General features: G+C 73.8%; 17 protein-coding genes. 3 read left to right on the forward strand and 14 right to left on the reverse strand.

What is annotated here, in order from left to right; translation table 11 throughout:
• Window positions 1-135 precede the first annotated feature (135 nt).
• From ACZ38L_RS18115 to proS, 4 genes are all read right to left on the reverse strand, one after another.
• Complete coding sequence (locus ACZ38L_RS18115) at window positions 136-375, reverse strand: RNA-binding protein (RefSeq protein WP_396567185.1); 240 nt, start codon at window positions 373-375, stop codon at window positions 136-138.
• 2 nt (window positions 376-377) lie between these two features.
• Window positions 378-809, reverse strand: a complete 432-nt coding sequence (rpsP, locus tag ACZ38L_RS18120) for a 30S ribosomal protein S16 (RefSeq protein WP_396567187.1) — start codon at window positions 807-809, stop codon at window positions 378-380.
• 195 nt (window positions 810-1004) lie between these two features.
• On the reverse strand, window positions 1005-1595 hold the full coding sequence (locus tag ACZ38L_RS18125; protein ID WP_396567189.1) for a hypothetical protein: 591 nt from the start codon (window positions 1593-1595) through the stop codon (window positions 1005-1007).
• Between the two features lie 317 nt (window positions 1596-1912).
• Entirely contained in the window at window positions 1913-3325 is a 1413-nt protein-coding gene (gene proS, locus ACZ38L_RS18130) for a proline--tRNA ligase (RefSeq protein WP_465694136.1), read from the reverse strand.
• Between the two features lie 202 nt (window positions 3326-3527).
• Here proS and ACZ38L_RS18135 point away from each other — a divergent pair, with 202 nt between their 5' ends.
• A complete protein-coding gene (locus ACZ38L_RS18135; RefSeq protein ID WP_465694137.1) occupies window positions 3528-4319 on the forward strand; it encodes a class I SAM-dependent methyltransferase in 792 nt (263 codons plus the stop codon).
• A 23-nt stretch (window positions 4320-4342) separates the two neighbouring features.
• Here the strand turns inward: ACZ38L_RS18135 and ACZ38L_RS18140 are convergent, their stop codons facing one another.
• From ACZ38L_RS18140 to nsdA, 6 genes are all read right to left on the reverse strand, one after another.
• Entirely contained in the window at window positions 4343-4867 is a 525-nt protein-coding gene (locus ACZ38L_RS18140) for a GNAT family N-acetyltransferase (RefSeq protein ID WP_465694138.1), read from the reverse strand.
• A 78-nt stretch (window positions 4868-4945) separates the two neighbouring features.
• Window positions 4946-6511, reverse strand: a complete 1566-nt coding sequence (gene ffh / locus ACZ38L_RS18145; RefSeq protein ID WP_465694139.1) for a signal recognition particle protein — start codon at window positions 6509-6511, stop codon at window positions 4946-4948.
• 98 nt (window positions 6512-6609) lie between these two features.
• Window positions 6610-9051, reverse strand: coding sequence for a [protein-PII] uridylyltransferase (locus ACZ38L_RS18150; RefSeq protein ID WP_465694140.1), 2442 nt, complete (start codon window positions 9049-9051; stop codon window positions 6610-6612).
• A 104-nt stretch (window positions 9052-9155) separates the two neighbouring features.
• Complete coding sequence (locus tag ACZ38L_RS18155; protein ID WP_396567201.1) at window positions 9156-9494, reverse strand: P-II family nitrogen regulator; 339 nt, start codon at window positions 9492-9494, stop codon at window positions 9156-9158.
• Window positions 9494-10813, reverse strand: coding sequence for an ammonium transporter (locus tag ACZ38L_RS18160; protein WP_465694141.1), 1320 nt, complete (start codon window positions 10811-10813; stop codon window positions 9494-9496). The genes ACZ38L_RS18155 and ACZ38L_RS18160 overlap by 1 nt, the downstream gene beginning before the upstream one ends.
• Window positions 10814-11062: 249 nt before the next feature.
• Entirely contained in the window at window positions 11063-12520 is a 1458-nt protein-coding gene (gene nsdA, locus ACZ38L_RS18165; RefSeq protein ID WP_465694142.1) for a transcriptional repressor NsdA, read from the reverse strand.
• A gap of 369 nt (window positions 12521-12889) precedes the next feature.
• Between nsdA and ACZ38L_RS18170 the strand changes: the two genes are divergently transcribed.
• On the forward strand, window positions 12890-13585 hold the full coding sequence (locus ACZ38L_RS18170; RefSeq protein ID WP_465694143.1) for a bifunctional DNA primase/polymerase: 696 nt from the start codon (window positions 12890-12892) through the stop codon (window positions 13583-13585).
• Between the two features lie 64 nt (window positions 13586-13649).
• Here ACZ38L_RS18170 and ftsY read toward each other — a convergent pair whose 3' ends face one another.
• The 4 genes from ftsY to ACZ38L_RS18190 all read right to left on the reverse strand — a co-directional run bounded on the left by ftsY (window position 13650) and on the right by ACZ38L_RS18190 (window position 19861).
• Window positions 13650-14885: a signal recognition particle-docking protein FtsY gene (ftsY, locus tag ACZ38L_RS18175; RefSeq protein WP_465694144.1), complete on the reverse strand. Its 1236-nt coding sequence runs from the start codon at window positions 14883-14885 to the stop codon at window positions 13650-13652.
• 188 nt (window positions 14886-15073) lie between these two features.
• Window positions 15074-18727 (reverse strand): chromosome segregation protein SMC, encoded by a 3654-nt coding sequence (gene smc / locus ACZ38L_RS18180; RefSeq protein WP_465694145.1) that lies wholly within the window; start codon window positions 18725-18727, stop codon window positions 15074-15076.
• Window positions 18728-18972: 245 nt separating this feature from the next.
• Window positions 18973-19176, reverse strand: coding sequence for a hypothetical protein (locus ACZ38L_RS18185; protein WP_396567212.1), 204 nt, complete (start codon window positions 19174-19176; stop codon window positions 18973-18975).
• Window positions 19177-19582: 406 nt separating this feature from the next.
• Window positions 19583-19861 carry an acylphosphatase gene (locus ACZ38L_RS18190; protein WP_465694146.1) on the reverse strand — a complete coding sequence of 93 codons (279 nt, stop codon included), beginning with the start codon at window positions 19859-19861 and terminating at the stop codon, window positions 19583-19585.
• A 107-nt stretch (window positions 19862-19968) separates the two neighbouring features.
• Here ACZ38L_RS18190 and ACZ38L_RS18195 point away from each other — a divergent pair, with 107 nt between their 5' ends.
• A complete protein-coding gene (locus ACZ38L_RS18195) occupies window positions 19969-20571 on the forward strand; it encodes a CAP domain-containing protein (RefSeq protein WP_465694147.1) in 603 nt (200 codons plus the stop codon).
• Window positions 20572-20705: the final 134 nt, after the last annotated feature.

The following is a 20705-nucleotide window of genomic DNA, read 5'->3' on the forward strand; positions in this document are numbered from 1 at the left end:
CCCTGATTCTTTGGCCACGCCCGCTCGGCCTGATAACGGGTTCACCGTTCCACCCCGGACCACCAGCACCAAAAAAAACCCCCCCCCCGCCCCCCCCCCCCCCCCCCGCCCGGTCCAAGCAGACGACGGTGATCGTCAGTGGATGTTGTCCACGTCGACCAGGTCGACCCGGACGTTGCGACCGCCGAGGGCGCCGACCACGGTGCGCAGCGCGCGTGCGGTCCGGCCGCCCCGGCCGATCACCTTGCCGAGGTCATCGGGGTGCACGCGCACCTCGATGGTGTTCCCGCGACGAAGGTTGCGCGAGCGCACCTGCACCTCGTCGGGGTGCTCGACAATGCCCTTCACCAGGTGATCGAGGGCGTCCTCGATCACGATCAGGCCTCGGTGGAAGCGGCGTCGGCGTCAGCCTCGGCCTTGTCCGACTTCTTGGCCTTCGGGGTGATGGCGACACCGGTGGTGCTGTCCTCGAAGCCGGCGACGGCCTTGGCGAACAGGTGCGAGAAGTCCTCGACCTTGGGCTCGGCGACCTTCAGCGGCGCCGGGGCCGGCAGGCCCTTGTACTTCTGCCAGTCGCCGGTGAGCTTGAGGATCGCCAGGACCGGCTCGGTCGGCTGGGCGCCGACGGACAGCCAGTACTGGGCGCGGTCGGAGTCGACCTCGATCTTCGAGGGGTTGTAGGTCGGCTGGTAGATGCCGATCTCCTCGATCGCGCGGCCGTCACGCTTGGTGCGCGAGTCGGCGACGACGATGCGGTAGTGCGGGGAGCGGATCTTACCGAGACGCTTGAGCTTGATCTTGACTGCCACGGGAGTGGAATCTCCTGGAGTTGACGTGGGTGAGCAGCCGCGCACTCCGCGTGGGGTTGCGGGGGTCGGCCGTTCGAATGACACGCCAGCCGTAGGAGAGAGGGGTCCTGTTGGCTGCCGGGTATCAGCTATCGATTGTGCCACATCGGGCGGGGTCCCCCGACCGGGGCAGGGCCCCGGCCAGGGAGGCTACCGTCAGGCGATCTTGAACGGCTGCTGGCAGGCTCCGCACACGATGGAGGCCTGGGCCAACACCGACGGAACCACCCGGACGTTTCGCCCGCAGCCGCAGACCGCCTTGACCCGGACGCCACCGCCCGAGGAGCCGTGCCGCGCGGCCGGCCCGCGGAACGCGCGCAGCACGCCGCCGTCGCCGGCGGCACCGGCCACCGCCTGCTGGTGCGCGCCCAGCGCCAGATCGAGGCGCTCGATCGTGGCGGCGTACCGGTCGCGGGTCTCCGCGAGCATGGTGACCTGGGAGAAGCCGCTGCTGGCGTGCGGCTCGACCGGGTGCGCGAGGCCGAGTTCGGAGGCCAGCAGCAGGAACCGGCGGTTGTGGTAGCGCCCGGCCCGGGAGGTGTCCCGGATGTCGCGGGCGGCGGCCAGACCGTGGGCGGCCTCGTGCAGCAGCCGCTCGAAGCCGAGCTGGGTGCCGCAGGCCGAGGACGACTCGCCGATCAACGCCTCGGGCGAGGCGAGGTCGGGCAGGTCGTGGTGGTAGGCCTGGATGTCGCTCCAGGCGGCGGCCAGTTCGGCCGCGAGGACGAGGGGCTGTGTCGTGCTCACGCTATGCCAACGAGGGAGTCGGGGGTGGTGTTCCGTGCTTGGGCGGTCACCGGGAATTCCCAGTGCGTTCTCAGCCCAGCGTCATAAAGACGCTCCTGAGCGTGCGGGATCTGACGCAAGTTCAACCCCCTCGGTTTCCGGCCCCCGCCGCTGCTCGCCGGAGGCCGACGGCACCCGGGCGCGGCGAATTCCGCACCGGGGCAGACGGCCCGGACCCTGTCCACTTGACAGGGCCACGGGCCGTACACCGTACCGCTAGTGGGGGCCCTCCGGGAGCCGACCGGCCAGTAGGCGAGACGCCGTCACCGAGTAGTTACTCAGTAGGCCCGGGCGACGATCGCGATGTTGCCTTCCTGATCGTCCGTGGCCGGCACCGAGCCGTCCGCGGCGATCAGGCAGCGGACCGAGACGCCCTGCTCGGCGAGCTCGGCCTCGCCCTCCGGGCCGAGCTCGGCCCAGGAGATCCGGCCCCACCCGGTGGCGGCCGCCTCGACCGCCTCGTCGATGCCGCTGACGTCGACCGTGCGGGCCTCACGGCGCTCGCGGGACTGCTGGAGCAGCAGCGCCTGGTCCTCCTCCAGGATTCCGGGCAGCACGGCCGCCAGGCTGTCCACCGCGACCGGCGCCTTGCCGCCGGGGATCCGGCGGGCCAGCATCGCGGTGCCGGCCTCCAGGTCGCGCGGGCCGACCTCGATCCGCAGCGGGACGCCCTTCAGCTCCCAGTCCACCGCGCGGCGGCCGAACGGGGTGTCGGTACGGTCGTCGACCACGGTGCGGATGCCGGCCGCCTCCAGGGCGGCGCCGATCTCGCGGACCTTGGCCAGCACCGCGTCGTCGCCCTTGATCGCCAGGACCACGGCCTGCACGGCGGCCAGCCGCGGCGGGACGCGCAGGCCGTTGTCGTCACCGTGCGACATGATCAGGCCGCCGACCATGCGGGTCGAGACGCCCCAGGAGGTCTGCCAGACGTGCTCACGCTCGGAGCCGGCGGACAGGTAGGTGGTGTTGAAGGCCTTGGCGAAGTTCTGGCCCAGCTCGTGGCTGGTGCCCATCTGCAGCGCCTTGCCGTCGCCCATCATGCCCTCCAGGGTGAGGGTGTTGATGGCGCCGGCGAACCGCTCCCGGGCGGTCTTGCGGCCGAGCACCACGTCGATGCCCAGCACGTTGGTCATGAAGTCGCCGTAGACCCGGGTGTGGATCATCGACGCGTAGGCCCGGGCGTCCTCGTAGGTGGCGTGGGCGGTGTGGCCCTCCTGCCAGAGGAACTCGGTGGTGCGCAGGAAGACTCGCGGACGCAGCTCCCAGCGGACCACGTTGGCCCACTGGTTGATCAGCAGCGGCAGGTCGCGGTGGCTCTGCACCCACTTGGAGAAGTACTCGTTGATGATCGTCTCGGAGGTGGGCCGGACCACCACCGGCTCCTCGAGGTCCTTGCCGCCACCGTGGGTGACCACCGCGAGCTCGGGGGCGAAGCCCTCGACGTGCTCGGCCTCACGGGTGAGGTAGGACTGCGGGATGAACATCGGGAAGTAGGCGTTCTGCGCGCCGGCCTTCTTGATCCGCGCGTCCATCTCCTGCTGCATCCGCTCCCACAGGCCGTAGCCGTACGGTCGGATGACCATGGTGCCGCGCACCGGACCGTTGTCGGCCAGCTCGGCCTTGTTGATCAGATCCTGGTACCAGCGCGGGAAGTCGTCCGCCTGGGGGGTGAGAACGGGAGCCTTTGCCACGGTGCGAATCGTACGGCGCCCGGGCGGGGGAGTGTGAATTCGTTCCCCCGGGGAGCGCGCAGGGGGCGCACGACCAGCGGCTCCGGATGCTCCGGTGCACCCCTCTGGACGGCGTGCCCGAGCCGCTGTTCGCTGGATGCGGGGCTGAAGAGTCGGGGGGAGCATACGCAGCACGTCCACGGACCGGATGGGAGGCCGCAGGATGGCTTCAGCGCAAGGCACCGCCCCAGGGTTGGCCCGCTCCCTCGGACAGAGCAGGGCGCGCGACTGGGCGGAGATCCAGGAGCGCATGCTCGTGCCGCTCTACGAGGCGGTCTACCAGCGGCTGGAGGTCGGCCCGGCGACCAGCGTGCTGGGCCTGGGCTGCCGCTCCGGGCTCTCGCTGCTGCTGGCCGCCGCGCACGGCGCGCAGGTGGCCGGGCTGGAGGCGGAGGACGAGCTGCGCGCGCTGGCCCGCGGGCGGCGGCTGCGGGTGCTGGCCGACGGCCGCGACGAGCCGGACGTCCCCCGAACGGCGCATTCCCTGGTCACCGTGTTCGAACAGCTGCACCACACGGCGGACCCGTGCCGGCTGGTGGCCGACGCGGCCCGGCTCACCCTGCCCGGCGGCCACGTGGTGCTGGCCGGCTGGGGGCCGGCGGAGCGCTGCGAGAGCGCCGCGGTGCTGGAGCTGGCCCGCCGGCGGAGCGGACCGTGCCCGCCCCGGGATCCGTTCGCGCCGAGCGCGCCCGGCGTGCTGGAACGACTGCTGGCCGAGGCCGGGCTGCGACCGGCCGGCAGCGGCCGGGTGAACTGCCCGTTCGCCTACCCGGACCTGGACAGCGCGGTCCGCGGCCTGCTCTCCACCGGGCTCTACGACCGGGCGGTGGCCTACTCCGGGGAGGTCCCGGTGGCCAAGGAGCTGATCGAGGCGCTGCACCCGTTCACCGCCCCGGACGGCTCGGTGCGGATGGCCAACGTGTTCCGTTACGTGGTCGCCGAACGGCCGCGCTGAGCGGCACCGAGCGGCCGCCCGCGCTAGGGGAGCGGGACCCACTCCTCCGCGGTCAGCGCGAACCGCTCGTGGTCGCGCCAGGCGCCGTCGAGGAAGAGCATCCGCGGGGTGAAGCCCTCGTGCCGGAAGCCGAGCCGGCGGGCCAGCGCGATCGAGCGCTCGTTCTCCGGCTGCACGTTGATCTCCAGCCGGTGCAGTCCGAGGCCGCCGGCGGTCTGGTCGGCGAAGCAGCTGTCCAGCACCAGCCGCATCCCCTCGGTCATCCGCCCGGTGCCGACGAACGGGACGTAGCTGTCGTAGCCCAGCGCGCCGTTGCAGAACCGGCCCATCACGATGTTGGCCACGTTGCACTTGCCGACCAGCCCACCGGTGGCCAGATCGACGATCAGGAAGGTGCGCAGCCCGGGGCCCTGACGCTGCAGCAGGTCGGGCAGTCCGTCCGGCTCGACCGGGTTCCAGCGTCCGATGTGCTCGGCGGAGCGGCGGACCGCCTCGGCGTACATCTCGGCGTCGGAGGGCCTGGGGGCACGGATCGTCACTCGCGTCATCCGAACATCATCGGGCATGCCGACGGCCCGCCGCCCCCGGGCATACCGGGGAGCTGGCGGGCCGTCAGGAGGACCGGCTCAGAGCAGGTCCTTGAACTCCTTCGGCAGCTCGAAGTCGGCCGGCCCCTGGCCCGGGCCGAGGCCGAACGCCCCGCCCTGGGCCGGCGGCTGGGCCTGCCCGGCGCCGAGCGCCCGGCGGGCCGCGGCGGCCTGCTCCTCCTGTGCCCGCTTCAGCGGGTTGCCGGACTTCTTGCGACCCTTGGCGGCCGGCGCCTTCTTCGCGGACTTCTTGCCGCCGCCACCCATCCCGGGGATGCCCGGCATGCCGGGGATGCCCTTGCCGGAGGCCATCGCGGTCATCATCTTGCGCGCCTCGAAGAAGCGCTCGACCAGGTTGCTGACCTCGCCGACCCCGACGCCGGAGCCCTTGGCGATGCGCAGCCGGCGCGAGCCGTTGATGATCTTGGGGTCGGTCCGCTCGGCCGGGGTCATCGACTTGATGATCGCGCCGACCCGGTTGACGTCCTTGTCGTCGATGTTGTTGATCTGCTCGCGGATCTGGCCCATGCCCGGGAGCATGCCGAGCAGCTTGGAGATCGAGCCCATCTTCTGGACCTGCTCCAGCTGCGCCAGGAAGTCGTCGAGGGTGAAGTCCTTGCCGCCGCCCTGCAGCTTGGCGGCCATCTTCTCGGCCTCGGCCTGCGAGAAGGTCTGCTCGGCCTTCTCGATCAGCGACAGCATGTCGCCCATGCCGAGGATCCGGGAGGCCATCCGGTCCGGGTGGAAGGCGTCGAAGTCGTCGACCTTCTCGCCGTTGGAGGCGAACATGATCTGCCGGCCGGTCACGTGCGCGACCGAGAGCGCGGCACCACCGCGGGCGTCACCGTCCAGCTTGGAGAGCACCACGCCGGTGAAGTCGACACCCTCGAGGAAGGCCTGCGCGGTGGTGACCGCGTCCTGACCGACCATCGCGTCGACGACGAAGAGGACCTCGTCGGGGTTGACCGCGGCGCGGATGTCGGCGGCCTGCTGCATCAGCTCGGCGTCGATGCCGAGCCGCCCGGCGGTGTCGACGATGACGACGTCGTACTGCTTCTGCCTGGCGTACTCGATCGAGTCGCGGGCCACCTGGACCGGGTCGCCGACGCCGTTGCCCGGCTGGGGGCCGTAGAAGGCCACGCCGGCCCGCTCGGCCACCACGGAGAGCTGGGTGACCGCGTTGGGGCGCTGGAGGTCGCAGGCGACCAGCAGCGGGGTGTGCTTCTGCTGCTTCAGCCAGCGGCCGAGCTTGCCCGCCAGGGTGGTCTTGCCGGCGCCCTGGAGACCGGCCAGCATGATCACGGTGGGGCCGGTCTTGGCGAACCGCAGCCGGCGGGTCTCGCCACCGAGGATGTTGATCAGTTCCTCGTTGACGATCTTGATGATCTGCTGCGCCGGGTTCAGCGCGCCGGAGACCTCCGAGCCCAGCGCCCGGTCCTTGATCTGCTTGATGAAGGCCCGCACGACCGGCAGCGCGACATCGGCTTCCAGCAGGGCGATCCGGATCTCGCGTGCGGTGGCGTCGATGTCCGCCTCACTGAGGCGGCCCTTGCCCCGGAGGTTCTTGAACGTCGCTGCGAGGCGGTCGGAGAGAGTGTCGAACACGTCGGTCGCGGGTCCCTTGCGGCATCGATTGGCATACGGTCGTCGCCCCAAGGGTATCCGGCTGCCCCGGTTACGGTCTCCACCGGGCGACGGCGGAGTCAGCCGGCGGGCGCCAGCGCGTGCTGGACGGTCTCGGCGACCGCCCGGGCGGCGTGGTCGGTGAGCGGGCGACCGGCCGGGTCGGTGAGGTAGAAGGCGTCCACCGCGTCGGCGCCCAGGGTGCTCACGTAGGCGGTGCGGACCCGGACCCCGGCCCCGTCCAGCGCCCGCCCGATCCGGTGCAGCAGGCCCGGCGCGTCATGGGCCCGGACCTCCAGCACGGTGGCGTCGGCCGAGGCCCCGCCGGGGGCGACCGAGACCACCGGCGGCGGGGTGGCGATGCCCCGGCGGCGCGGGGCGGCGGCGTCCCGCTCGGTGAGCCGGCGGCCGACGTCCAGCGAGCCGTCCAGCGCCCGGCGCAGGTCGGCGCGGAGCCGGGCGGCCTCCGGCAGCTCGCCGTACTCGGTGGCGACCGTCCAGGAGAACAGCAGCACCGGGCCGGCGCCGATCGGGTCCAGCTCGCCCAGGGTGAGCGAGCGCACGGCGAGCCGGTGCAGCGCGAGCACGCCGGAGACCAGGCCGAGCAGGCCGGGCCGGTCCGGGATGGCCAGCGCGAGCCGGACGCCCATCGGCTCGCCGGCCAGCGGCTGGTGCGCGGTCTCGGCGTGCAGCGTGAGCGCCGGGGCGCCGCTGCCGGCCGCCTCGACGGCCAGTCGCTCCTCGTCCACGCCGAAGGCGGCGGCCCGCGGCAGCACCGGGTCGCCGGCCAGCACCGCGGCCACCCGGGAGACCAGGCCGGCCACCAGGCCGGCCCGCCAGCCACTCCACGCGGCGGGGCCGGTCGCCAGCGCGTCCGCCTCGGTGAGGGCGTGCAGCAGCTCCAGGTGGAGCGTGGTGCCGACGGTCTTGGCGATCAGGTCGACGGTCGCCGGATCGTCCGGATCGCGCCGGGTCGCCGTCTCGATCAGCAGCAGGTGGTGGCGGACCAGCAGGGCCAGGCTCTCGGTGTCGTCCTGGTCGAAGCCCATCCGGGCCGCCACGTCCCGGACGATCACCTCGCCGGCCACGCTGTGGTCGCCCGGCCAGCCCTTGCCCAGGTCGTGCAGGAGGGCGGCGACCAGCAGCAGGTCGGGCCGGGCCACCCGACGGGTCAGCGCGGCGGCCCGCACCGCGGTCTCCACCAGGTGCCGGTCCACCGTCCAGGTGTGCACCGCGTTGCGCTGCGGCCGGCAGCGCACCCGCTCCCAGTCCGGCAGCAACCGGGTGATCAGGCCCTCGGCCTCCAGCGCCTCCCAGACCGGGACGCACGGTTCGCCGGCCCCGAGCAGGGTGATCAGCTGGGCGCGTGCCTCGGCCGGCCAGGGCACCGGCAGCGGCCCGCACTCGGCGGCCAGTCGGCGGACCGTCGGGTGGGAGACGGTCAGCCCGGCCTGGGCTGCCGCGGCGGCGGCCCGCAGCGGCAGCACCGGGTCGGCGGCCGGCCGGGTGCCCTGGGCCAGCACCGCCTCGCCGTCCTGTTCGACCACGCCCTCGGCGAGCGGCCGGCGCGCTATCACGCCCCGGCCCACCCCGCCGGCGGCCCGGCCGGCGCCGCTGAACGGGAACCCGAACGGCCGCCGGCTCCGGGCGCCGCGGGCCGCCAGCACCCGGTCCACCGAGCGCCAGGTGACGTCCGCGGCGTAGCTGATGGTCCGGGCGGCCCGGTAGATCTCGCGCAGCAGGGTGTCCGCGTCCAGCACGCCCAGCGCCGCGGCCACCTGGTCCTGGTCCTGGAGCGCCAGCCGGTCGGTGGCCCGGCCGGTGGTCAGGTGCAGCGCGTCGCGGACGTCGGCGAGCCGCCGGCAGGCGGCGTCCAGCCCGTCCCGGGGCGCGTCGGCCAGCCAGGAGGCGGCGATCGCGTCCAGCGCGACCAGGTCGCGCAGGCCGCCGCGGGCCTCCTTGAGGTCCGGCTCCAGCAGGAAGGAGAGCTCGCCGTGCCGCACGGCCCGCTCCCGGCCCAGCTCGCGCAGTTCGGGCAGCCGGCGCGGGGCGGCGGCCCGCCAGTCAGCCAGGATCGTCGAGCGCAGCGCCGCGGTGAGGTCGGCGTCGCCGGCGATGTGCCGGGCGTCCAGCAGGCCGAGCTGCGCCTTGAGGTCCTCGGCGGCCACCGCGCGGGCCTCCGGGAGCCGGCGCACGGCGTGGTCGAGCGCCACCCCGCTGTCCCAGACCGGGTACCAGAGCCGGTCCGCCAGCGCGCCGACCTCGGCACCGTCGTGCAGCAGCAGCAGGTCGAGGTCACTGCGCGGGGCGAGTTCGCCGCGCCCGTAGCCGCCGACCGCGACCAGGGCGACCCCGGGCGGCGGCTCGGCGGCGGCGAGCAGGCCGGTCAGCCAGCGGTCGGTGAGCCCGGCCAGCGCGGTCCGGCGGGCGGGCCCGGCCAGGTCCGGCGCGGCGAGCAGGGCGGTCCGGGCGGCGGTGTAGTCGGCCGGGTCACCGGGGGCGGTGGTGGTCTCTGCGGTCACTACGGTCTCTCCCCGTCCGTGGTGCGGGCGGCGCGGCGGGGCGCCGGAAATGCCAGGGGCGGACCCGCCGTGGCCGCGGGTCCGCCGGACAGTGGTACCCGGTTCTAGAGCGCGTCCGGGCCGCGTTCGCCGGTGCGCACCCGGACGGCGGTCTCCACCGGGACGCTCCAGACCTTGCCGTCCCCGATCTTGCCGGTCCGGGCGGCCTTCACCAGGACGTCGATCAGCTGGTCGGCGTCCTCGTCCTCGACCAGTACCTCTATCCGGACCTTCGGGACCAGGTCGACGGTGTACTCGGCGCCCCGGTAGACCTCGGTGTGGCCGCGCTGGCGGCCGTAGCCGCTGGCCTCGGTGACGGTCAGCCCGTGCACCCCGAAGCTCTGCAGGGCGTCCTTCACGTCCTCCAGGCGGTGCGGCTTGATGACGGCGGTGATGAGCTTCATCAGGCGTCGACCTCGGTCTTCCTCACGACGGGGGTGGTGGTGGGGGTCAGCGCGCGGGCCAGGCTTGCCCCGACCGCGCTGAAGTCGTAGGCGGACTCGGCGTGTTCGGCCTGGTCGATGCCGGCCACCTCGACGTCCTCGGCCACCCGGAACCCGATGGTCCGCTGGATCGCCTGCCCCAACAGCCAGGAGATCACGAAGGAGTAGGTCGCGACCACCAGCACGCCCAGAGCCTGCTTGCCGAGTTGGCCGACCCCACCGCCGTAGAAGAGCCCGCGGGCGGTCTGCCCGACGTGGCCGGTGGCGAAGAAGCCGATCAGCAGCGAGCCGATCGCGCCGCCGACCGCGTGCACGCCCACCACGTCGAGCGAGTCGTCGAAGCCCAGGCGGTACTTGAGGCTGATCGCGGCCGCGCAGACCGCACCGGCGATCAGGCCGATGGCCACCGCGCCGAGCATGCTGACCGAGCCGCAGGCCGGTGTGATGGCGACCAGGCCGGCCACCGCGCCGGAGGCCGCGCCGAGCGAGGTGAACGCGCCGTGCTTGATCCGCTCGAAGGCGAGCCAGCCGAGCATCGCAGCGGCGGTGGCGACCTGGGTGTTCATGAAGGCCATCCCGGCCACGCCGTTGGCGGCCAGCGCCGAACCGGCGTTGAAGCCGAACCAGCCGAACCAGAGCAGACCGGAGCCGAGCATCACCAGCGGCAGGCTGTGCGGGCGCATCGGGTCCTTCTTGAAGCCGACCCGCTTGCCGAGCACCAGGCAGAGCGCCAGACCCGCCACACCGGCGTTGATGTGCACCGCGGTGCCACCGGCGAAGTCGATCACGCCCAGCCGGTCGCCGAGCCAGCCGCCCTTGCCGTTGTCGAAGAAGAACACCCAGTGCGCGACCGGGAAGTAGACGATGGTGACCCAGAGCGCGACGAAGAGCGACCAGGCCGCGAACCGGGCGCGGTCCGCGATGGCGCCGCTGATCAACGCCGGGGTGATCACCGCGAACATCAGCTGGAACGCCGCGAAGGCGGTGACCGGGATCGAGCCGGTCAGGTCGTTCAGGCCGATCCCGCGCATCCCCAGGTGGTCGAGGTTGCCGATCAGGCCGCCGTAGGCATCGGTGCCGAAGCTGAGGGTGTAGCCGTAGAGCACCCAGAGCACGCTGACGATCGCGAGCGAGATGAAGCTCATGACCAGCATGTTGAGCGTGCTCTTGACCCTGACCATGCCCCCGTAGAAGAAGGCCAGCCCGGGGGTCATCAACATGACCAGGGCCGCACTGATGAGTACGAAGGCGGTATCGCCCCCGCTGAAGCCGTCCGGCATCGGCGTCTCCTCGTGGTGAAAGCCGCTCCACCCGCGGGATCCCTGTCCCGTGCCACCCGGGGTGTCGGCTATGCAGAGGAGCGTGCCGAAGACGGATTTCGGCCAGTGCGGCTCGGTGTTTCACGGCCGTGACGTCGGCGACGCGCGAGTTACGGGCACGTGAACTCCGGCCGTGTCATGACAGGCGGTGAGGTACCGTACCTCCCCGGCGCACCGGGGGTGGCCGGACGATCACCCCCGGTGGCCCTGTCACACCGCCTCGAACTCCGGGATCTGCTCGACCACCAGCTCGGCCAGCCGGTTGACGGCCGGAACTCCCCGGTACTCCGCGGTGGCCGCCGCCGAGGTCTTCCGGACCCGGGTGTTGAGCCGCTCCGAGCGCACCTTCCCGGCGATCTCCACCGCCTCCTCGGCGATCAACGCGGCCTGCTCCGGCTCGCCCTGCAGCAGGTGCACGCTGGCCATCCCGACCAGGTTGAAGGCGTAGGAGCGGGTGTGGTTCTCCATGTCGTCCCGGAACAGGTCGACCGCGGTGGCCATGTGCGGCGCCGCCGTGGAGGCGTACCGGGCGCTCAGGTCGGGGTGGTAGGCGAGGTCGCGGAAGGAGTGCGCGTTCTCCGCGTACAGCTCGGCCTTCGAGAAGAACCGCAGCCAGTCCGGGTCGTTCTCGATCGGACCGCAGTCGGTGAAGGTGTCCTCGGCCAGCCGGACGGCCCGCGCGCAGCGGTTGACCTCGCCGATGTTGGAGTAGGCGCGCGCCTCCATCGCGTAGAGCAGCGACTGCTGGCGCGGGGTGGCGGTGTCCCGGCTGCCGTACTGCGCCAGGTGGATCAGCTCCAACGCGTCCTCGCCGCGGTTGAGATGGATCATCTGCCGGCTCATGTCGGTGAGGATGAGCGCGCCGAACGGGCGGTCGCCCGCCTCCTTGGCGGCGTGCAGCGCGAGCACGTAGTACTTCTGCGCGCTCGGGTGCATGCCGACGTCGTAGGACATCCACCCGGCCAGGTGGGCGAGTTCGGCGGTGAGCCGGAAGAGTCGCTGGGTGACCTGCGGCGGGTAGGTCTCCTGCAACAGGTCGGTGACCTCGTGCAGTTGGCCCACCACGGCCTTGCGGCGCAGGCCGCCGCCGTTCTGCGCGTCCCACTGGCGGAACATCACCGTGGTCTGCTCCAGCAGTTGCAGCTCGGGCTCGGAGAGCCGGCCGGTGTACGGCTCACCACCGTTGGCGGCGGCCAGGATCGGGGTCGGCGAGCCACTCGGCCCCGGCGTGAGCCAGCGCTGCATCGGCTCGATCAGCGCGGCACCGGCCGTCAGGGCGAGTGAGGTGCCCAGGAAACCCCGGCGGTTGAGCATCAGGTCGCTGCGCGAGTACTCGCTGATCAGCTGGACCGTCTGCGGACCGCTCCACGGCAGGTCGACCCCGCTGCCGGCCACCGTGGAGACCGGGATGGCCGCCCGCAGGCCGAGGTCCTCGACCGAGACCACCGAACCGAACCGCTCGGAGAACAGGTCCGACATGATCTTCGGGATCGGCTCGCGCGGCTGCTCGCCGTCCAGCCAGCGGCGCACCCGCGAGGTGTCGGTACTGACGTGGTGCGCGCCGAGCTGGCGCGCCCGACGGTTGACCTGCCGGGCCAGCTCGCCCTTCGACCAGCCGCTGCGCGTGAACCACGCGGTCAGTTTCTCGTTGGGTTGCTTGTCCGCCATGGGTCCACCCCATCCCGCCCGACCCCGGAGTGGGGTCCGCTCTCGTCCCGCCACGCACCCGCTGCTGCGGTCCGCTCGCCGAACGTAACGTGACTTCGGCCACCCAGGGGATGGTTCACGGCTAAACGCCACCATTCGCCACCCCCACGCCCGGACCCGGGAACGCGCTGTCGCGCTTCACTGGAGGCCGGACCGCGACTCCGGGCCCCGAAGTGACGGAAGCACCCGCCGGCGCACCCCACCCGCCGCGCGCCGGCGGCGCGCGAAGCGTCCCGGTCCCGAGGATCGATCCGCGCAACGTATTGACCGCGCACTGACCGAGCGTCACAGTCCCGTAACCGTCGGCAATCGAAACCTGTTGGGGGAGGCATGGACAACCTGTTCGGCGATCTGAGGCTCGGCATCCGCCGCCGCATCCGCGCCACCGCGTGCCAGGCGGCGGCGGAGTACGCCGGGCGCTGGGGCTGGACGGTGGCCCTGGGCGGCGTCCCCCGTGGCCGGAGCGTGGTGCGCTGCGCCTGCGCCCGCCCGCACTGCGCGGCCCCCGGCCTCCATCCGCCGCACGGCGGCGGACCGCGCGAACTCCCGCCCGGGGCCTCCCCGCACGTGGTCCGCGCGCTCTGGGACGGCACCCCCGAGGCGGCCGTGCTGCTGCCGGCCGGCCACGCCTTCGACGTGCTGGACGTCCCCGAGCCCGCCGGCCTGCGGGCGCTGGTCCGGCTGGAGCGGATGGGCACCCAGGTCGGCCCGGTGCTGAGCTCCCCGACCGGCCGACTGCTCTTCTTCGTGGCCCGGGGCACCGCGGCCCGGCTGCCCGACCTGCTCTACCGGATGGGCTGGGACGACGCCGCGCTCGACCTGGCCTGCCACGGCGAGGGCAGCTACCTGGCCGCGCCACCCACCGTGCTGGCCGGCCTCGGCCCGGTCCGCTGGCTGCGCCGCCCCACCCGGGAGAGCGCCGCCCGCCCGCCGGAGGCCCGGCTGCTGCTCGGCACCCTGGCCTACGCCTGCCATCGCGGCCGGGAGCGCGTGGTGACCGCCGAGCCGGCCTGGCTGGCCTCCTGAGCCGGGCGGCGGCAAGCGAAAGGGCCGGCTCCCCGCGGGGAACCGGCCCTGGGCACGAACGGCGTCAGTCGCCGATCAGCGCGTCGACGAAGGCCGCCGGTTCGAACGGCGCCAGGTCGTCCGCGCCCTCACCGAGCCCGATCAGCTTGACCGGCACGCCCAGCTCACGCTGGACCGCGACCACGATGCCGCCCTTGGCGGTGCCGTCCAGCTTGGTCAGCACGATGCCGGTGATGTCGACCACCTCGGCGAAGACCCGGGCCTGGACCAGCCCGTTCTGACCGGTGGTGGCGTCCAGCACCAGCAGCACCTCGTCCACCGGGCCGTGCTTCTCGACCACCCGCTTGACCTTGCCCAGCTCGTCCATCAGGCCGGTCTTGGTGTGCAGCCGGCCGGCGGTGTCCACCAGCACCGTGTCCGCGCCCTCGGCGATGCCCTCCTTGACCGCGTCGAACGCGACCGAGGCCGGGTCGCCGCCCTCCGGACCGCGCACGGTCCGGGCGCCGACCCGCTCGCCCCAGGTCTGCAGCTGGTCGGCGGCGGCGGCGCGGAAGGTGTCGGCGGCGCCGAGCACCACCTTGCGGCCGTCGGCCACCAGCACCCGGCCGAGCTTGCCGGAGGTGGTGGTCTTGCCCACCCCGTTGACGCCGACCACCAGCACCACGGCTGGCCGGCCGTCCTCGTGCTTCGCGGTGTGCAGCGAACGGTCGGCGTCGGTGCCGATCAGCCCGACCAGCTCCTCGTGCAGCAGCCCGCGCAGCTCCGCCGGGGTCCGGGTGCCGAGCACCTTGACCCGGGTGCGCAGCCGCTCGACGAGCTCCTGGGTGGGGGCCACGCCGACGTCGGCGGTCAGCAGGGTCTCCTCGATCTCATCCCAGGTGTCCTCGTCCAGCCGGTCCCGGGAGAGCAGCGTGAGCAGGCCCTTGCCGAGCGAGTTCTGCGAGCGGGAGAGCCGCGAGCGCAGCCGGACCAGCCGGCCGGCGGTCGGCTCGGGAACCTCCAGCGCGGGCGGTGCGGCCGCCTCCTCGGGCGCCTCGACCTCCTCCTCGACCGGGGCCTCTTCGACCGGGGCCGCTTCGCCGGCGGCCGGCAGCTCCACCTGTTCGACGGTCTGCACCGGCTCCGGACGCGGCTCGGCCGCCTCCTCGCCGACCTGCGGCTCGGTCGGGGCCGGCGGCGCGGCCACCTGGGGCCGCCGCTCGGCCGGCAGTTCCTTACGGCGTCGGCCGTTGACCACCAGACCCGCGACCGCGCCCACCGCGAGGACGGCGATGACCACGGCAAGGATCACGTATTCCACTAAAGCTCCTTCACTGGTCGCCCCGGCTTGCGGCCGGGACCGAGAGTGATCCTCGCGCCGGCGGCGCCGAGCGCCGCCGGTTCACTGCCCCGCCCGCCGGACGGCCGGTGGGAGGGAGGAGTCACAACTCGACCAGTATCCGCGATCCCGGCGCCCGGCGGGCGTACGCCCGGCGCGGCGGCGGGTGCTCAGCCGATCGCCGCACTCACCTCGGCGGCCCGGACCGGCCGTTCGCGGTGCTCTCCCCCGGCCATGGGGGTCCCCCCTGCCGGAGGCTGGGGGAGGCCGGGAGGTGCCCCCACGCGCAGCCGCTGGCTGATCACCTGGGAGATCCCGTCTCCCTTCATGGTCACGCCGTACAGCGCGTCGGCGCACTCCATGGTCAGCTTCTGGTGGGTGATCACGATCAGCTGGGAGCTCTCCCGCAGCTCCTCCATGATCGCGATCAGCCGGCGCAGGTTGGTCTCGTCCAGCGCCGCCTCCACCTCGTCCATCACGTAGAACGGGCTGGGCCGGGCCTTGAAGATGGCGACCAGCAGGGCCACCGCGGTGAGCGAGCGCTCGCCGCCGGAGAGCAGCGAGAGCCGCTTGACCTTCTTGCCGGGCGGCCGGGCCTCCACCTCCACCCCGGTGGTCAGCATCGACTCCGGGTCGGTCAGCACCAGCCGGCCCTCGCCGCCGGGGAAGAGCCGGGCGAACACGCCCTCGAACTGGGCCGCCGTGTCGTGGTAGGCGGCGGTGAACAGCTGCTCGACCCGCTGGTCCACGTCCCGGACGATCTCCAGCAGGTCGCGCCGGCCGCGCTTCAGGTCGTCCAGCTGCTCGCCCAGGAACCGGTGGCGCTCCTCCAGCGCCGCGAACTCCTCCAGTGCCAGCGGGTTGACCTTGCCCAGCTGCTGGTAGGCCTTCTCCGCCGCCCGCAGCCGCTTCTCCTGCTCGGCCCGGACGTACGGCCGGGGCTCGCCGGCCGGCTGCCCGTCCTCCGGGGCGGCGGGCGGCACCGGCTGGTCCGGGCCGTAGCCGGCCAGCAGTTCCTCCCCCGCGATGCCGAACTCCTCCAGCGCCCGGGCCTCCAGCTGCTCGATCCGCAGCCGCTTCTCGGCCCGCAGCACCTCGTCCCGATGGCCCGCGTCGACCAGTTTGTCCAGCTCGTCCTTGAGCTGCCGGCCGCGTTCGCGGGCGTCCCGCAGCTGGTCCTCCCGGCCGGCCCTGGCCTGCTCCACGGCGGCCCGCTCGGCATCCGCCCGGGCCAGCGAGACCTCCAGGCAGGCCAGCAGCTGCCGGGCTCCGGCCGCCACCGCCCCGGCCACCGCGGCCTCCCGGGCGGCCCGGGCCCGGCGGTTCGCGGCCCGGGCCCGGGCCTCCCGCTCGGCCCGGGCCGAGCGGTCCAGCGCGTCGGCCCGCCCGGTCAGCGCGCGGACCCGCTCCTCGTGGGTGCGCACCGCCAGCCGGGCCTCCAGCTCGGCCTGCCGGGCCTGCGCGGAGGCCTCACCGAGCCGGTCCTGCTCGGTGCCGTCCGGTTCGGCCTCACCGCCGTCGGCCGCCTCCTCGGCCGCGGCCAGCCGGGCGGCCAGCTCATCGGCCGCGGCCTGCGCGCCGGCCAGCCCCTGCCGGGCGCGCTCGACGGCGGCCGCGGTCCGCTCGGCCTCGCCCTCGGCCGCCCGGGCCTGGCCGCCGAGCCGGCCGAGCGAGCCGGCCAGCTCGGCCCGCTGCTTCTCGGCCCGCCGCCGCGCCACGGCCAGCCGCTCGACCTCCTCGGTCAGCTCCCGCCGCAGCTCCTTCGCGCGTGCCAGCCGCCCGGCCGGTTCGGCGGCCCGGGCGGACAGCTCGTCGAGCGCGCGGGCCGCCTCGTCCACCGCGGCCTGGGTCTCCAGCTGGCTGGGCGGGCCGGCCGCGCCCCCCTGCGCGAACCCGGCGGCCAGCAGGTCGCCGTCGGTGGTGACGGCGGTCAGCTCGGGCCGGGCGGCGACCAGCCGCTCGGCCGCCGCCAGGTCCGTCACCAGCACGGTACGGGTGAGCAGCGCGCGCACCGCGGGCAGCAGCTCGGGTGGGCCGGTGACCAGCTCGGCGGCCCAGCGGGCCCCGGCCGGCAGCGGGTCCGCCGCGACGGGCGCCGCCGGGTGACCGGCGATCAGCAGGGCGGCCCGGCCGGCGTCCTCGGTCCGCAGCAGCCGCAACGCCCGGACGGCGGCGGCCACCCCGTCCACCGCCACCGCGTCGGCCGCCGCGCCCAGCGCCGCGGCCAGCGCGACCTCCTCCCCGGGGGCCGCCCGGAGCAGCTCGGCCGCCGGGCCGAGCACCCCGGCCAGCCGCTCGGCCGCCGCCAGCAGCGCGCCGGTGCCGTCCTTGCGGCGCAGGCCGAGCGAGAGCGCCTCGTGACGGGCGGTCAGCGCGGCCTGCTCGCGCTCGGCGGCGCTCACCGCCGCTCGGGCGGCGCTCAACTCACGTTCCACGCCCGCCAGGCGCTCTCGCGCCTGTTCGTGCGCCAGCTCCAACTCGTCATCCCCACAGGCCACCTGGTCCACCCGCTGCTCGTGCAGCGCGAACTCCTGCCGGGCGGCCTCGGCCCGCTGCGCCGCCTCGTCCCGGGCGGTGACCAGCCGGTCGATCTCGGCCTGCGCGCCGGTCGCCCGGGAGCGCGCGGCGGCGGCCTGCCCCTGCAACCGGGCCAGCCCCTCCCGCCGGTCGGCCAACGCCCGTGCCGCGTCCCGCAGTCGGCGCTGCTCGGCGGCGAGGGCGCGCTCCAGCTCCGCCCGGCCCTCGACCGCCTCGGCCAGCGCGTAGCTCGCCTCCTCCAGCGCCTCGGCGAGCGCGGCCTCCTCGGCGCGGATCCGCTCGGCCTCACGCTCCAGCTCCTCCGGGTCCCGGCCGCGTCGCTCCTCCGGCTGCCCGCCCGCGGTGGCGTGCCGCACCCGGGCCTCGGCCAGCCCGATCGTGCCGCGGGTCCGCTCGACCAGCGCGGAGAGCTGGTACCAGGCCTGCCGGGCGGCCTCCAACCGCGGCCCGAGCTGGGTCACCTGGGCCTCCAGCACCGCCTCGCGCTGCCGGGACCGGCCCAACTCCTGCTCGACGGTGGACCGGCGCAGTCGCAGCGCCAACTCGTCGGCCACCTCGGCCTCGACGGCGTCCCGCAGGCTCAGCAGGTCGTCGGCGAGCAGCCGCAGCCGGGCGTCGCGCAGTTCGGCCTGGATCCCGGCCGCCCGCCGGGCGATCTTCGCCTGTCGGCCCAACGGGCCGAGCTGGCGCCGCAGTTCGGCGACCAGGTCCTGCACCCGGTTGAGGTTGGCCGCCATCGCGTCCAGCTTCCGCAGCGCCTTCTCCTTGCGCTTGCGGTGCTTGAGCACCCCGGCCGCCTCCTCGATGAAGGCCCGTCGGCCCATCGGGTCGGCGTGCAGCACCGAGTCCAACTGCCCCTGGCCGACGATGACGTGCATCTCCCGGCCGATGCCCGAGTCGGAGAGCAGCTCCTGGATGTCGAGCAGCCGGCAGGTGTCGCCGTTGAGCGCGTACTCGCTGCCACCGTTGCGGAACATGGTCCGGGTGATGGTCACCTCGGCGTAGTCGATCGGCAGGGCGCCGTCGCCGTTGTCGATGGTCAGGCTGACCTCGGCCCGGCCGAGCGGCGCGCGCCCGCTGGTGCCGGCGAAGATGACGTCCTCCATCTTGCCGCCGCGCAGCGACTTGGCCCCCTGCTCCCCCATCACCCAGGAGAGCGCGTCGACCACGTTGGACTTGCCGGAGCCGTTCGGGCCGACCACGCAGGTGATGCCGGGTTCGAAGCGGAGGGTGGTCGCCGAGGCGAAGGACTTGAAACCGCGCAGCGTCAGGCTCTTCAGGTGCACGCGCCGCTCTCCCGTCCCTCACCGGTGGCTTCCGACTGTAGCCGGTGGAGCGGCGCGCCCGGTTTCACCGCGTCGACGGTCGGGCACACTCTGGTCGACAGTGCGGCCCCGACAAGAGTGCGGCCCCCCGAATGACGAAAGGGACGCCGGTGAGGGCGTCCCTGGTAATCGCGTCCCGAGCCAAGCGGACATGCGTCGGTGCGCGGCAAAGTCGGCCGGTCAATGGCCGGTCGACGCGACCTGGTTCAGGTGAGCGCGGGCTCCCGCTGTCCCAGATCAATGCTGTTGAGCAGAGAGTGCTCGTCAGCGACAGCGACAAGTGCGTCGTTCTCCGCCTGCATCCGAACAAGCTCGGCTTCCAGGTCCTGGACGCGCTGCTGAAGCCGCCGCATCTCGGACAGCATTCGCGGGTCGGGGCCGCCGACGTACCCGAGAAGCGCTTTTGCCATGATTGATGGTCCTCCACGCTGAGTGACCGAACCGGTACGGTATAGGTCGAGGGGAAGGGGTGACGCACGCTCTGCGCGACACGGGCAGTGCTGGCTGGGCACTACAGGTCAGACACTGTGGATGTGCAGCCACAGGGCAAGGCCCTGCCCGAAAATCGCCATCACGTGCGCGGGCTTCCAGCGTCTCACCAAAGACCGTACGGGTCAACACGATCACCGCGCGCTACGACACCGCTGTCACCTGCATGGCGGAGGACCTCACGCCACGGGTAGCGGCCGCGCCCACCGGACTGTGCGGTGGATCACTGCTCGATGCGGAGTCAACCACGACTCGGCGCGATTGGCAACCGCCGTACCCGAACCGGTTCGCTCCGGCGGGCGGTCCCCCGGGTCGACGGATGGCCGGTCAGCGGATCGCGAAGCCGTCGTAGCCGGTGCCGGGGACGCCCCAGAGCTCGGTCACCCCGGTCACCCGGCCGGGCGTGTCCGGGCCGCGGAGCAGCTCCAGCAGCCGCTCGCAGTCGTCCTTGACGCCCTCGGCGACCACCTGGACCCGGCCGTCGCCAAGGTTGCTGGTGTAGCCGCTGAGGCCGATCTCCAGCGCGCGGGCCCTGGTCCACCAACGGAATCCGACCTGCTGCACGCGGCCGCGCACCCAGATGGTGACTCGGACATCTTCTTGCATCCCTCGACCATAGTCGGGCGGCTCCGCTCTTCTCGGCCGTCCCCAAGGCCGTCCCGCGTACAGTCCGTGACCGACGCCCACCGTAGGCGACGGATGGAGGACCGCCCATGGCCCGACTCTCCCCGCTCCCACGCCACCACTCCGCACGCCGCCGCCGGCCCGGCCGCCGCGTGCGGCGCGTCCCGGCGACCGTCCTGGCGCTCGGCGCCGCGCTCACCCTGGGGCTGCCGGCCACCCCGGCAGCCGCCTGGGGCGGCCCCGCCGGGCCCATCTCCTGGCGGCCGGTGCCCGCCGCCCCGGAGCCCGGCGGTCCGGCGTCCGTCACCGACGGCCCGGCCGCCCTGCTCGCCCTGGTCAACCAGCAGCGCCGCCAGATCGGCTGCCCGCCGCTGGCGGCCGATCCCCGGCTCGACCGGCTGGCCCAGGCGCTCAGCGACGACATGGCGGCCCGGGGCTACTTCGCCCACACCGACCCGGCCGGCCGCACCCCGTGGGACCGGGCCCGGGCCGTCTCGGTGGACTACCTGGGCGGGGAGAACATCGCCCGCGGCCAGCCCAGTGCGCAGGCGGTGACGGACGCCTGGATGGCCAGCTCCGGCCATCGCGCCAACATGCTCAACTGCCGGTTCACCGAGCTCGGCAGTGGCCTGCACCAAGGCCCCGGCGGACCCTGGTGGACCGAGGACTTCGGCTACCCGCCCGCCCGCTGACCCGGGCCGGACAGCGGGCGGGGGGGGGGGGGGGGGGGGGGGGGGGGGGGGGGGGGGGGGGGGGGGGGGGGGGGGGGGGGAGGAGTGGGCGTGTGACAGCCGCCACCCAAGACACACCCCCCCACCAACCAACC

It is taken from the genome of Kitasatospora sp. NPDC024654 (genome assembly GCF_055559155.1).